The 12,894-nt window shown below is 42.9% G+C and carries 14 protein-coding genes; 13 read left to right on the top strand and 1 reads right to left on the bottom strand.

Features of this window, described 5'->3' with window-relative positions; translation table 11 throughout:
• The first annotated feature begins 156 nt into the window (after nucleotides 1–156).
• Nucleotides 157–753, top strand: coding sequence for a glutathione S-transferase family protein (locus RH40_RS14750; RefSeq protein WP_039954797.1), 597 nt, complete (start codon nucleotides 157–159; stop codon nucleotides 751–753).
• 248 nt (nucleotides 754–1,001) lie between these two features.
• Here the strand turns inward: RH40_RS14750 and suhB are convergent, their stop codons facing one another.
• Nucleotides 1,002–1,805: an inositol-1-monophosphatase gene (gene suhB / locus RH40_RS14755; protein WP_009602409.1), complete on the bottom strand. Its 804-nt coding sequence runs from the start codon at nucleotides 1,803–1,805 to the stop codon at nucleotides 1,002–1,004.
• 177 nt (nucleotides 1,806–1,982) lie between these two features.
• Here suhB and trmJ point away from each other — a divergent pair, with 177 nt between their 5' ends.
• From trmJ to fusA, 12 genes are all read left to right on the top strand, one after another.
• Nucleotides 1,983–2,708 (top strand): tRNA (cytosine(32)/uridine(32)-2'-O)-methyltransferase TrmJ, encoded by a 726-nt coding sequence (trmJ, locus tag RH40_RS14760; RefSeq protein ID WP_009602410.1) that lies wholly within the window; start codon nucleotides 1,983–1,985, stop codon nucleotides 2,706–2,708.
• Between the two features lie 119 nt (nucleotides 2,709–2,827).
• Entirely contained in the window at nucleotides 2,828–3,334 is a 507-nt protein-coding gene (iscR, locus tag RH40_RS14765) for a Fe-S cluster assembly transcriptional regulator IscR (RefSeq protein WP_009602411.1), read from the top strand.
• Between the two features lie 29 nt (nucleotides 3,335–3,363).
• Nucleotides 3,364–4,578, top strand: coding sequence for an IscS subfamily cysteine desulfurase (locus RH40_RS14770; protein ID WP_009602412.1), 1,215 nt, complete (start codon nucleotides 3,364–3,366; stop codon nucleotides 4,576–4,578).
• Between the two features lie 49 nt (nucleotides 4,579–4,627).
• Nucleotides 4,628–5,008: a Fe-S cluster assembly scaffold IscU gene (iscU, locus tag RH40_RS14775; protein ID WP_009602413.1), complete on the top strand. Its 381-nt coding sequence runs from the start codon at nucleotides 4,628–4,630 to the stop codon at nucleotides 5,006–5,008.
• Nucleotides 5,009–5,078: 70 nt separating this feature from the next.
• Nucleotides 5,079–5,402 carry an iron-sulfur cluster assembly protein IscA gene (gene iscA, locus RH40_RS14780; RefSeq protein ID WP_009602414.1) on the top strand — a complete coding sequence of 108 codons (324 nt, stop codon included), beginning with the start codon at nucleotides 5,079–5,081 and terminating at the stop codon, nucleotides 5,400–5,402.
• 53 nt (nucleotides 5,403–5,455) lie between these two features.
• Entirely contained in the window at nucleotides 5,456–5,971 is a 516-nt protein-coding gene (hscB, locus tag RH40_RS14785; protein ID WP_009602415.1) for a co-chaperone HscB, read from the top strand.
• A gap of 17 nt (nucleotides 5,972–5,988) precedes the next feature.
• Nucleotides 5,989–7,842, top strand: a complete 1,854-nt coding sequence (gene hscA / locus RH40_RS14790; RefSeq protein ID WP_009602416.1) for a Fe-S protein assembly chaperone HscA — start codon at nucleotides 5,989–5,991, stop codon at nucleotides 7,840–7,842.
• A gap of 10 nt (nucleotides 7,843–7,852) precedes the next feature.
• The gene (fdx, locus tag RH40_RS14795; protein ID WP_009602417.1) at nucleotides 7,853–8,191 is read left to right on the top strand and encodes an ISC system 2Fe-2S type ferredoxin; all 339 of its coding nucleotides are present in this window, start codon (nucleotides 7,853–7,855) and stop codon (nucleotides 8,189–8,191) included.
• A gap of 54 nt (nucleotides 8,192–8,245) precedes the next feature.
• Complete coding sequence (gene iscX / locus RH40_RS14800) at nucleotides 8,246–8,440, top strand: Fe-S cluster assembly protein IscX (RefSeq protein ID WP_009602418.1); 195 nt, start codon at nucleotides 8,246–8,248, stop codon at nucleotides 8,438–8,440.
• A 305-nt stretch (nucleotides 8,441–8,745) separates the two neighbouring features.
• The gene (pepB, locus tag RH40_RS14805) at nucleotides 8,746–10,044 is read left to right on the top strand and encodes an aminopeptidase PepB (RefSeq protein ID WP_009602420.1); all 1,299 of its coding nucleotides are present in this window, start codon (nucleotides 8,746–8,748) and stop codon (nucleotides 10,042–10,044) included.
• 66 nt (nucleotides 10,045–10,110) lie between these two features.
• Nucleotides 10,111–10,536: a nucleoside-diphosphate kinase gene (gene ndk, locus RH40_RS14810; RefSeq protein WP_009602421.1), complete on the top strand. Its 426-nt coding sequence runs from the start codon at nucleotides 10,111–10,113 to the stop codon at nucleotides 10,534–10,536.
• Nucleotides 10,537–10,729: 193 nt separating this feature from the next.
• Entirely contained in the window at nucleotides 10,730–12,817 is a 2,088-nt protein-coding gene (fusA, locus tag RH40_RS14815) for an elongation factor G (RefSeq protein ID WP_009602422.1), read from the top strand.
• Nucleotides 12,818–12,894 lie beyond the last annotated feature (77 nt).

The following is a 12,894-nucleotide window of genomic DNA, read 5'->3' on the forward strand; positions in this document are numbered from 1 at the left end:
TGTATCGGAATGATGCACCTAATCTCTGTGAACTTTCATTAACTTATTGATTAAAAATTGATTTGGTATTAAAAAGATTGCATTATAGGAATGTGAAAGGCGGCAAAGCTTTATTGAAAGCGTTGTGCGATTTAAGAAGTACATATGGAGAATGTAGTGATTGTATATGGAGATTTTCAGTCTGGTAACTGCCTAAAAATAAAGCTACTGTTGTCACTTTTAGAGATTGAACATGAGTGGAAACACGTCAATATCTTGGAGAAAGAAACTCAAACTGATGAGTTTCTAGCCATCAACCCGAACGGTAAAATACCAACTATTGTTTTCGACAATGGTCAGGTTTTGAGTGAGTCAAATGCAATATTAAGTTATTTTGCTGAAAATACGGACTTCTTGCCTGAAACTCGGTTCGAAAAAGCCAAAGTGTTCGAGTGGCTTTTCTTTGAGCAATACTCACATGAGCCGTATATTGCCGTAGCTCGGTTTATACAAAAATATCAAGGTATGCCAGAAGACCGAATTGAAGAGTACCACTCCCTTCAAACTGGGGGCAATAAAGCCCTACAGATTATGGAATCACAGTTAAGTAAGTCCCCATTCTTGGTCGGTGATAGAATATCAATTGCCGACATTGCATTGTATGCATATACCCATGTCGCATATGAGGGTGGTTTCAACCTCGATAACTATCCAAATATTGTCAAGTGGCTAGATAGGATTTCGTCAATAGAAGGCTATGTTGGCATGGCGTAACCATCGCAGAATAATCGTTCAGACGTATTCACAACGCTTCACCGTTTTAGTTTGAGTCGGCTGTGGTGGCTAATTAGGTTGAGTTGTTTACCACCTAACGTGGCTATGAGCTAAGAGGAAGCTTTAAATGGAGCACATCGTCAGATTTGCTTCAGAACCGGATGGCATTGGTATCAATATTGTTTATGAATATAAAAAAGCCCACTAGATCAGCGGGCTAAAAGATAAATTATATCGTATGAAGTACTTTACTTTAGAAGGGCTTCGTTTGCTTTCTCACGAATGTGCTGCAATATACCTTTGGTGCCACGTGCACTTGAAGCGACGATGTTACCTGACTTCATATGGTCTGAGCCGCCTGAAAAATCAGTGACAATCGCTCCAGCTTCTCTTGCAATCAACTCGCCTGCTGCAATATCCCAAGGCTTAAGACCAAGTTCAAAGAAACCATCTACGCGTCCAGAAGCAAGATAGCAAAGATCAAGCGCAGCAGAACCCGTACGTCTAAAGTCAGCGCACTCTATAAAGAGCGACGACATAATATTGAAATAGGATTCAGAGTGTTGCTTTTGTCTGTGTGGGAAACCAGTTGCAAGAATGCTACCATTCAGATCTTTTAATTGTTTTACACGAATTCTTGCGCTGTTTAGTTGAGCGCCAGCACCACGTTGAGCGGTAAATAACTCGTTTAACATTGGGTCGTAAACACAGGCTACTTCAGTCTTGCCTTTAATGCGTACTGCAATGGAGACAGAAAAGTGTGGTAGGCCTTTGATAAAGTTCGAGGTACCATCCAGTGGGTCAATGATCCATTGTACATCAGAGTCTTTACCTTCCTGAAATCCGCCTTCTTCAGCAACGATGCTGTGATCTGGATAGGATGTCTTGATGGTATCAATAATGAGTGCTTCTGCTTCTTTGTCTACGTTAGTAACAAAGTCATTTGCGCCTTTTTGAGTAGACTCAATTTTTTCAACATTTTCTAATGATTTGGCTATATGGTTGCCTGCTTTTCGCGCAGCGCGAATCGCAATATTAAGCATAGGATGCATACTAATTTCCCAACGGATGTTAAAGAACAGAAAAACGAGCGGCAGTATACCAGATAAGAAATTAAATGGAAGTGGTCAATATTTGCACTTTTGATGGTTTTAACTTTTGAGCTGTGTCTATTTTCATGTCGTATGTGTTATTATCTTGCTGCTTTTTTTCGGCTATGGAAATTATTGATGCTACACAACGTTAAAGTCGTCCTAGTAGGGACCTCTCACTCTGGCAATATTGGTTCTGCTGCTCGTGCGATGAAAGTCATGGGCCTGACAAATCTTGTTCTGGTTGATCCACAGTGTAGCGTTGATGAACAAACTATGGCATTAGCCTCTGGTGCCGGAGAAATCGCGCAGAACGCAAAAATCGTATCATCACTTGATGAAGCCGTGTCCGATTGCCAGTTAGTCGTTGGCTCCAGTGCTCGTTCACGAACACTAGAATGGCCGATGCTTGAGCCGCGTGAGTGTGGTAGAAAGTTCGTTGAAGAAGGAGAGTCATCTCCGGTTGCCTTAGTATTTGGTAGGGAAAGAACCGGACTTACCAATGAAGAGCTGCAAAAATGCCACTTCCATGTCTGCATACCTGCAAACCCAGAATACAGCTCATTGAATCTTGCAATGGCAGTTCAAACACTAAGCTATGAGGTTCGTATGGCTTATTTAGAGAAAGAAAGGGCTGCATTTCCCAAAGCTGAGATTCCCGAGTATTCGAGACATGAAGAGTTTGAAATGCTGCTTCAGCACATTGAAAAAGTGATAAAATTGACGGGCTTTATCAATGATGGCCAACCAAATAAGGTGATGACTAAACTGCGTCGGTTATTCAGTAGAGCTCGACCAGAAGTTCAAGAAATCAATATGTTACGAGGTGTTTTGACTTCAGTTGAGAAGATGAACAAAAACTGACAGAGTCCATACTTTTACAAGGGATAAATACCTGACTAAAATAGTCAATTAAATACTTGACCAAAATAGTCAGGTATGGAAAAATTCTTGGTATATTAATGGTGTGGATAGGATGATTTATGAGACTTACATCAAAAGGCAGGTATGCCGTTACGGCTATGTTGGACGTGGCGCTGCATTCACAACATAATCCAGTTCCCTTGGCAGATATTTCTGAGCGCCAAGGCATCTCTCTGTCATATTTAGAACAATTATTCTCTAAACTTCGTAAAGCTGGTTTGGTTGCTAGTGTTCGTGGTCCAGGTGGCGGGTACCGGTTGGGTGGTGAAGCAGACACAATCGCTATCGGTATGATCATCGCTGCAGTCGACGAATCTGTCGATGCGACCAAATGTCAGGGGCGGGGGGATTGCCAAGGTGGTGCACGTTGTCTGACCCACACACTCTGGCATGATTTAAGTTCTCGTATAAGTGATTTTCTCAACAACATCACGCTTGGTGAGTTGATGAAAGACAACGAAGTTTTAGAAATTTCAGACCGACAAGATTTAAATCTTGCGGCCAATCATGGGTTAACTAATAAAAATACAAACACCGCGCCCATCGGTGTAAATGTCCGCTCTTAAGCGGTTTGCCTGTTACATTGGAGTAGAAAATGAAACTGCCTATTTATTTAGATTATTCGGCGACCTGTCCAGTTGACCCTAGAGTTGCTGAAAAAATGGCTCAGTACATGACTATGGATGGTACGTTTGGCAACCCGGCCTCTCGTTCTCACCGTTATGGCTGGCAGGCAGAAGAAGCAGTCGACACAGCTCGTGAGCAAATAGCAGATTTACTTAATGCTGACCCACGAGAAATTGTATTTACATCGGGTGCTACTGAGTCTGATAACCTTGCCATTAAAGGAGCTGCTCGTTTTTATGCTAAGAAAGGTATGCATATTATTACCTGTAAAACTGAGCACAAAGCCGTCCTTGATCCATGTCGTCAACTGGAGCGTGAAGGGTTCGAAGTGACTTATCTCGAGCCTGAATCAAACGGTATTGTTGACCTCAAAAAACTTGAAGCTGCGATGCGAGATGACACGGTATTAGTGTCTATCATGCATGTAAACAACGAGATTGGTGTTATCCAAGATATCGCCTCTATCGGTGATTTGTGTCGTCAACGCAAAATCGTTTTTCATGTCGATGCTGCGCAGTCGGCGGGTAAAGTGCCTATCGATGTACAAGAAATGAAGGTCGATCTTATTTCTATGTCCGCGCACAAAGCATATGGCCCTAAAGGTATTGGTGCTTTGTACGTTCGTCGTAAACCTCGTATTCGTTTAGAGGCGCAAATGCATGGAGGTGGACATGAACGCGGTTTCCGCTCAGGCACGCTTCCAACCCATCAAATTGTTGGTATGGGCGAAGCTTTCCGTCTAGCGAAAGAAGAATTGGATAAAGACTTCAAACATGCTTTGGCACTGCGTGATCGCTTGTTCGAAGGGGTTAAAGACCTTGAAGCTGTTACAGTGAACGGAGACATGGAGCAGCGTGTCCCACACAATTTGAATATCAGCTTTGCCTTTGTTGAAGGCGAGTCTTTGCTCATGTCACTGAAAGACCTAGCGGTTTCTTCAGGCAGTGCTTGTACATCAGCAAGCTTAGAACCGTCTTACGTTTTGCGTGCTCTTGGATTAAACGATGAACTTGCGCACAGCTCGGTACGATTCTCTTTTGGTCGTTTCACGACTGAAGCTGAAATTGACTATGTTATAGAGCAAATCCGCACAGCAGTGACTAAACTACGCGACATGTCTCCTCTATGGGATATGTATAAAGAAGGGATTGACCTAGATACGGTTGAGTGGGCTCACCACTAAACTAGGTTTTATCTCCTAAACTATTAATAGAGGATTCGAGGAAAATATTATGGCATATAGCGAAAAAGTAATTGATCACTACGAAAACCCAAGAAATGTAGGTTCGTTCGACAAAGAGGATCCGAACGTAGGTAGTGGCATGGTAGGTGCACCTGCTTGTGGTGACGTGATGAAACTGCAAATTAAAGTTACACCTGAAGGTATAATCGAAGATGCTAAATTCAAGACCTACGGATGTGGTAGCGCAATCGCTTCAAGCTCTCTGGTGACAGAGTGGGTTAAGGGTAAAAGTATTGATGAGGCTGCAGCGATCAAAAATGCGGAGATAGCTGAAGAATTAGAGCTTCCACCAGTGAAGGTGCACTGTTCAATTCTTGCCGAAGATGCTATCAAAGCAGCAGTCGCTGATTACAAAAAGAAACATCAATAATGAACCCTCGGTGATGACGGATAGTTAATGCTCTTTCGTTATCACCGAAAACAAACGAATAAGGTGCAGTATGGCCATAACAATGACAGACACAGCGGCTTCTCGCGTCAGAACATTCTTGGATAACCGAGGTAAAGGCATCGGTTTACGCTTGGGTGTAAAGACAACAGGTTGTTCTGGAATGGCGTATGTTCTCGAGTTTGTGGATGAGCTGAATGAAGAAGATTCTGTCTTTGAACACTCTGGCGTTAAAGTAATTATTGACGCAAAAAGTCTAGTTTATCTTGATGGTACCGAGCTTGACTACGTTAAAGAAGGCTTGAATGAAGGGTTTGAATTTAACAACCCGAATGCTAAGGGCGAATGTGGTTGTGGTGAGAGCTTCAACGTATAATCGATAATGCCCATAGCGAGTGAGCTTTGGGCTCTGCAAGGGCAATATTTCCGATGAATTACTTCGAATTATTTGGGCTACCAAATCAGTTTAAACTGGATGGTAGCCTTCTTTCTTCACAATTTCGTGAGCTTCAAAGGCAGTTCCATCCCGATAAGTTTGCTGCAGCATCTGAGCGTGACCGTTTGTTGGCTGTGCAAAAAGCAGCTGAAATTAATGATGCGTATCAGGTTTTGAAAGATCCTATTTCTCGTGCAGAATACTTGCTTACATTCCACGGTCACGAGATCCAAGGCGAGCAGCAAACAATGCAGGATCCTATGTTCTTAATGGAACAAATGGAATTGAGGGAGGAGTTAGAGGAAATCCCTTCTCTCACTGATAATGAACTTGCGTTGTCAAACTTTGAAAGTAAAGTGCTCAAGATGTTTGAACATCAGCTCGAATTGTTAGAGTCAGAAATAGACCGTACGGATTGGGAACAGGCCGAAGATAGCGTACGCAAGCTCAAATTTATTGCAAAATTACAAAATGAAATACAACTGGTGGAAGAAAAACTCTTCGGCTAGTTAAAAAAGGATCGTATATGGCATTACTTCAAATTGCAGAACCAGGTCAAAGTTCAGCTCCACACGAGCATAAACTTGCTGCCGGGATTGATTTGGGTACGACCAATTCGTTAATCGCATCGGTGCGCAGTGGTGAAGCGAAGACATTAAATGATGAGAACGGGCAGAGTATTTTACCGTCAATCGTTAATTACTCATCCGATGGGTTAGTCGTAGGTGAACAAGCAAAGTCCTTGGCTGAGCAAGATCCAGAAAATACGGTTATATCTGTTAAACGATTACTTGGGCGTTCACTGGATGATATTCAGACTCGCTATCCTAATTTACCCTATCAATTTATATCGAGTGATAATGGCCTACCGGTTATTAAAACGTCTGGAGGCAACAAAAACCCGATTGAGGTTTCTGCCGATATATTAAAATCGTTGGGCAAACGCGCAGAAGAAACGTTGGGTGGTGAGTTAACAGGTGTTGTCATTACGGTTCCTGCTTATTTTGATGACGCACAGAGAGCTGGAACAAAAGATGCGGCCCAACTTGCTGGTTTGCATGTTCTTCGTCTTTTGAATGAACCGACCGCTGCCGCTGTTGCTTATGGATTAGACTCTGGCCAAGAAGGAGTGATCGCGGTTTACGATCTTGGCGGAGGTACCTTTGATATATCAATTCTTCGTTTATCTAAGGGGATCTTTGAAGTATTAGCTACAGGTGGTGATTCCGCCCTAGGTGGTGATGACTTTGATCATTTACTCGCTGACTATCTCATTGAGCAATCTGGTGTTACTCAAAATTTGAGTGCCGAGGAGATGCGTAAAGTTCTCAACGTGGCTACCCAGACTAAGATAACATTATCCACTCAGGATACTGCTGAAGTTAACGTTTTAGGGTGGCAAAGCAGTGTCACACGCGAAACTTTTGAAGCCCTGATAAGGCCGTTGATTAAAAGAACGATTTTATCTTGCCGAAGAGCTCTAAAAGATGCAGGTGTGTCTCCAGATGAAGTACTTGAGACCGTTATGGTTGGTGGGTCTACACGTACGCCTCTCGTACGTAAAATGGTTGGAGACTTCTTTGGCTCTGAGCCTTTAACTAGTATAAATCCGGATGAAGTGGTCGCTATTGGAGCAGGTATTCAGGCAGATATTCTTGCAGGTAATAAACCTGATTCTGAGATGTTGCTTCTTGATGTAATCCCTCTTTCCTTAGGTATAGAGACAATGGGAGGACTGGTAGAAAAGATCGTTCCTCGCAATACCACGATACCCGTAGCCCGAGCTCAAGAGTTCACCACGTTCAAAGATGGTCAAACAGCGATGAGTGTCCATGTTGTACAAGGTGAAAGGGAGCTAGTTGATGATTGCCGTTCTCTCGCGAGGTTCTCGCTAAAAGGGATCCCTCCAATGGCAGCAGGTGCTGCTCACATTCGAGTTACGTACCAGATCGATGCTGACGGTCTTCTTTCTGTGACAGCAATGGAAAAGAGTACCGGTGTTCAGTCAGATATTCAGGTCAAACCATCTTACGGTTTAAGTGATGATGAAGTGACGACCATGCTTAGAGACTCGATGACACATGCCAAGTATGATATGGAAGCTCGTGCACTTGCTGAGCAACGTGTGGAAGCAGACCGCGTTATCGAGGGATTAATTACAGCACTAAATGCTGATGGTGATGAATTGCTATCACCAGAGGAAAATCAGCAGTTATTGCAAGCCATAGAATCATTGATAGAAGTTCGTAATGGAAATGATGCCGACGCGATAGAGTTGGGAATCAAGGCGACAGATAAAGCAAGCCAAGAATTTGCTTCGCGTCGTATGGATAAGTCAATTAGAACTGCGTTAGCAGGTCAATCCGTTAACGATATTTAAGAGATAAATTATGCCTAAGATAATTGTATTACCGCATGAAGATTTATGCCCTGAGGGCGCGGTGTTGGAAGCTAACTCGGGAGATACAGTTCTTGATATTGCACTTAAGAACGGTATTGGAATTGAGCACGCGTGTGAAAAGTCCTGCGCTTGTACGACTTGCCATGTCATTATCCGTGAGGGCTTCGACTCAATTGAAGAAAGCGATGAGTTAGAAGATGATATGTTAGACAAGGCATGGGGGCTAGAACCTGAATCTCGTTTGGGATGTCAAGCGGTGGTTGCAGATGAAGACCTTGTTGTTGAAATACCCAAGTACACACTTAACCACGCTTCGGAAGATCATTAAAGAAACCATCTAACTTAAGATAAAAACTATAAATCTACTGGGAAGCAATATTTTATGAAGTGGACAGATTCAAGAGATATAGCGATTGAACTTTGTGATAAGTTCCCTGAGCTTGACCCAAAAACTGTGCGTTTTACTGACCTCCATCAATGGATCATTGAGCTGGAAGAATTTGACGATGAGCCCAATCGATCAAATGAAAAAATTCTAGAAGCGATCATTCTTTGTTGGATGGATGAGATGGACTAAGTTGCTTGGGTATAACTAAGTGACCGCAAGAAAGTTTATTTAGTGAGGTTACTTTGCAGCTCAGCTTTGAGGTTTTCTAGAGTTAGCGGTCAGTGGCCAATACATGGTTTACTTGATTCTGGCTTGAGGACTTTTTCTACCATAGGTACCTTGGCATCATCGGGGTATTCCTTTCAGAGTGCAAAGTGCCATTGTTTAAAAGCGGACTCTTATGTCCGTTTTTTTGAATTTATAACAAGAGTGTCGATATAACCGGATGCTTAGATAAGGCGTAGAAAGCGTCTCAATAAAGACAAGGAGAAACTATGTCTGCAAAAATGTCAGTAGTGCTAAGTCAGGAACATGCAGCGCCTCATTGGGGAAAGAACGCATTGCTCTCTTTTTCTGACTCTGTAGCGACAATCCACCTCAGTGGTAGTCAAAATTCAGATTTAATACAGAAAGCTGCAAGAAAGTTGGATGCCCAAGGGGTTCAAGATATCTCTCTTGAAGGCACATTATGGGATTTGGAGAGCATTTGGTCTTTCCATCAAGGTTACCGAGGTCCCAAGAAAAAAAATAGCCTTTCATGGTCTGAGTTAACATTCGAAGGTGTTTCTGAGTTAGAAGCTCGAATCAAAGCCACTGAATTTACACGAGAGATTATTAATAAAACCGCTGAAGAGGTTGCTCCTCGTCAATTGGCAACCATGGCCGCAGAATTTATTAAGTCTGTTGCACCTGAAGGTACGGTCACGGCACGTATTGTAAAAGATAAAGATCTGCTTGCTGAAGATTGGCAGGGGATTTATGCGGTCGGTCGGGGATCCGAGCGCACGTCGGCAATGCTGCAGCTCGACTTTAACCCTACTGGCGATGATAATGCTCCGGTTTTTGCTTGCCTAGTTGGAAAAGGGATAACCTTCGATTCTGGTGGTTATAGCCTTAAGCCATCGGGAATGATGACGGCAATGAAAGCAGACATGGGAGGCTCCGGTACTATTACAGGTGGGTTGGGTCTTGCAATTCTTCGAGGACTCAACAAGCGCGTGAAATTGATCCTTTGCTGTGCAGAAAATATGGTGTCAGGGAGAGCGCTCAAACTTGGTGATATCATTACCTATAAGAATGGCAAAACGGTAGAAATTATGAATACTGATGCGGAAGGGCGTCTGGTATTAGCCGATGGCTTAATTTATGCCAGTGAGCAAAACCCCGAATTGATCATCGACTGCGCGACGTTAACTGGTGCTGCAAAAAATGCGTTAGGCAATGATTATCATGCTTTAATGAGCTTTGATAATGAGCTTTCATCTCAAGCGTTGAAAGTTGCCAAAGAAGAAAGTGAAGGATTGTGGGCTTTGCCATTGGATGAATTCCATCGAGGTATGTTACCCTCAAACTTTGCGGACTTATCTAACATAAGTAGTGGTGACTATTCACCTGGTGCAAGCACGGCTGCCGCCTTTTTATCTTACTTCGTGAGTGATTACAAAAAAGGTTGGCTACATTTTGACTGTGCTGCGACTTACCGTAAATCTGCGACAGACAAATGGGCTGCTGGAGCGACTGGTGTAGGTGTACGCAGTATTGCTGGCCTTCTATTGCAGCAAGCTAACAAATAATATGAGTGGGAGGCTTAGAATGACTCCCCCTAAGACAACAACAAAAAGATAAAGGATACCCACCCTATGGCTCTAGAGAGAACTTTTTCTATTATTAAACCTGATGCGGTAGAGCGTGATCTTATCGGCGAAATTTATCGACGTATTGAGAAAGCAGGCCTTAAAATCATTGCTGCGAAAATGGTTACGTTAACTGAAGAGCAGGCCAGTGGTTTTTATGCTGAGCATGAAGGCAAAGATTTTTTCCCACCTCTTAAAGAATTTATGACATCTGGTCCAATCATGGTTCAGGTTTTAGAGGGAGAAAATGCGATTAGTCGTTACCGTGAATTAATGGGGAAAACGAATCCAGAGCAGGCTGCCTGTGGAACACTTAGAGCCGATTATGCGCTAAATATGCGTTTAAACTCTGTGCATGGCTCAGATAGTACTGAATCAGCAGCACGTGAAATTGAGTTTTTCTTTCCTGCATCTGAAATTTTTTCTCGGTAAAAATAAATTAAACGAGATAAAGTCGCTTACTGTGCGGCTTTTTTATGTGAATTTTTTTCACAGTGTATTCAAAAAAGTGTGATGAATTGCAAGGTTAAAAAAACGAAGTTTTAAAACACATACAAGTGTATCAGTCTTGACAGATTGTGATATACTCTGCGCGCAATTTATACCTTATTAACAGAGTAAGACAATGGCAGATTTATCAAAGTACAGAAACATTGGTATTTTCGCGCACGTTGATGCGGGTAAAACTACCACCACTGAGCGTATACTAAAGCTTACTGGTAAAATCCATAAAACTGGTGAAGTACATGACGGTGAGTCTACAACTGACTTCATGGAGCAAGAAGCTGAGCGTGGTATCACTATCCAATCAGCAGCTGTTACATGTGAGTGGAATGGCCACCGACTAAACGTAATCGATACTCCTGGACACGTTGACTTTACAGTTGAAGTATACCGTTCACTGAAAGTTCTAGACGGTGGTATCGGTGTATTCTGTGGTTCTGGTGGTGTTGAGCCTCAGTCAGAGACTAACTGGCGCTATGCGAATGACTCAGAAGTATCTCGTCTGATCTTCGTAAACAAACTAGACCGTATGGGTGCTGACTTCTTCCGTGTTGTTGACCAAGTGAAAAATGTTCTTGGTGCAAACCCATTAGTAATGACTCTTCCAATCGGTCGTGAAGATGATTTCGTTGGTGTCGTTGATGTTCTAACTCGTAAAGCGTACGTTTGGGATGACTCAGGTCTTCCAGAAAACTACGAAGTTCAAGACATCCCAGCAGACATGGTTGATGATGTAGAGCAATACCGTGAAGAGCTTGTTGAAACTGCTGTAGAGCAAGACGACGACCTCATGGAAGCTTACATGGAAGGCGAAGAACCGTCGATTGAACAGCTTAAAGCTTGTATCCGTAAAGGTACTCGTGACCTAGCGTTCTTCCCAACTTTCTGTGGTTCTGCATTTAAGAACAAAGGTGTTCAGCTTGTTCTAGACGCAGTTGTAGATTACCTACCTGCACCAACTGAAGTTGACCCTCAGCCTCTAACTGATCCTGATACAGGTGAAGCAACAGGTGAAGTAGCAACAGTTTCTGCTGATGAGCCACTAAAAGCACTAGCATTCAAAATCATGGATGACCGCTTTGGAGCATTAACTTTCGTTCGTATTTACTCAGGCCGCATGAAGAAAGGTGATACTATCCTTAACTCTGCGACGGGTAAAACAGAGCGTATTGGCCGTATGTGTGAAATGCAAGCGGACGAGCGTAACGAACTTACAGAAGCACAAGCTGGTGATATCATCGCAGTTGTAGGCATGAAGAACGTTCAAACTGGTCACACACTATGTGATCCTAAGCATGAATGTACTCTTGAAGCTATGATCTTCCCAGAACCTGTAATCTCCATCGCTGTAGCACCTAAAGACAAAGGGTCTACGGAGAAAATGGGTATTGCGATTGGTAAAATGGTTGCAGAAGATCCATCATTCCAAGTTGAGACTGATGAAGATTCAGGTGAAACAATCTTGAAAGGTATGGGTGAACTTCACCTAGACATCAAGGTAGATATTCTTAAGCGTACTTACGGCGTTGAACTACAAGTAGGTGCTCCTCAAGTAGCATACCGTGAAACTATCACGCAAGCTGTTGAAGATAGCTACACTCACAAGAAGCAGTCTGGTGGTTCAGGTCAATTTGCTAAAATTGATTACCGTATTAAGCCAGGTGAAGCAAATTCAGGTTTCACTTTCTCTTCTTCAGTAGTTGGTGGTAACGTACCAAAAGAATTCTGGCCTGCAGTAGAGAAAGGCTTTGGCAGCATGATGGAAACGGGTGTTCTTGCTGGATTCCCAACACTTGATGTTGAAGTTGAGCTATTCGACGGTGGCTTCCACGCAGTTGACTCTTCTGCTATTGCGTACGAAATCGCAGCGAAAGGTGCATTCCGTCAGTCTATGCCTAAAGCAGGTGCACAGCTTCTTGAGCCAATCATGAATGTTGATGTTTTCACTCCAGAAGACAATGTTGGTGATGTTATCGGTGACCTTAACCGTCGTCGTGGCATGATCAAAGATCAGCAAGCTGGTACAACAGGTGTTCGCATTAAAGCAGACGTACCTCTATCAGAAATGTTTGGTTACATCGGTCACCTACGTACTATTACTTCTGGTCGTGGTCAGTTCTCTATGGAATTTGCACACTACGCACCTTGTCCTGCAAACGTTGCAGAGCAAGTTATTGCTGAAGTAAAAGAGCGTAACGAAAAGAAATAATTCTTATCGTTCCCTATAGTAAAAAACCTGTAGCTTTTGCTGCAGGTTTTTTTATTTGTAAAGCTCAAAAAAGTTAA

This window comes from Vibrio caribbeanicus ATCC BAA-2122, assembly GCF_000165125.1.
In the GTDB taxonomy this organism is placed as follows: Bacteria; Pseudomonadota; Gammaproteobacteria; order Enterobacterales; family Vibrionaceae; genus Vibrio; species Vibrio caribbeanicus.

Excerpts from the sequence above, each read along its gene's own strand:
- suhB (WP_009602409.1), bottom strand. The coding sequence starts at position 1,805 with ATGCATCCTATGCTTAATATTGCGATTCGCGCTGCGCGAAAAGCAGGC.
- trmJ (WP_009602410.1), top strand. The coding sequence starts at position 1,983 with ATGCTACACAACGTTAAAGTCGTCCTAGTAGGGACCTCTCACTCTGGC.
- iscR (WP_009602411.1), top strand. The coding sequence starts at position 2,828 with ATGAGACTTACATCAAAAGGCAGGTATGCCGTTACGGCTATGTTGGAC.
- RH40_RS14770 (WP_009602412.1), top strand. The coding sequence starts at position 3,364 with ATGAAACTGCCTATTTATTTAGATTATTCGGCGACCTGTCCAGTTGAC.
- iscU (WP_009602413.1), top strand. The coding sequence starts at position 4,628 with ATGGCATATAGCGAAAAAGTAATTGATCACTACGAAAACCCAAGAAAT.
- iscA (WP_009602414.1), top strand. The coding sequence starts at position 5,079 with ATGGCCATAACAATGACAGACACAGCGGCTTCTCGCGTCAGAACATTC.
- hscB (WP_009602415.1), top strand. The coding sequence starts at position 5,456 with ATGAATTACTTCGAATTATTTGGGCTACCAAATCAGTTTAAACTGGAT.
- hscA (WP_009602416.1), top strand. The coding sequence starts at position 5,989 with ATGGCATTACTTCAAATTGCAGAACCAGGTCAAAGTTCAGCTCCACAC.
- fdx (WP_009602417.1), top strand. The coding sequence starts at position 7,853 with ATGCCTAAGATAATTGTATTACCGCATGAAGATTTATGCCCTGAGGGC.
- iscX (WP_009602418.1), top strand. The coding sequence starts at position 8,246 with ATGAAGTGGACAGATTCAAGAGATATAGCGATTGAACTTTGTGATAAG.
- pepB (WP_009602420.1), top strand. The coding sequence starts at position 8,746 with ATGTCTGCAAAAATGTCAGTAGTGCTAAGTCAGGAACATGCAGCGCCT.
- ndk (WP_009602421.1), top strand. The coding sequence starts at position 10,111 with ATGGCTCTAGAGAGAACTTTTTCTATTATTAAACCTGATGCGGTAGAG.
- fusA (WP_009602422.1), top strand. The coding sequence starts at position 10,730 with ATGGCAGATTTATCAAAGTACAGAAACATTGGTATTTTCGCGCACGTT.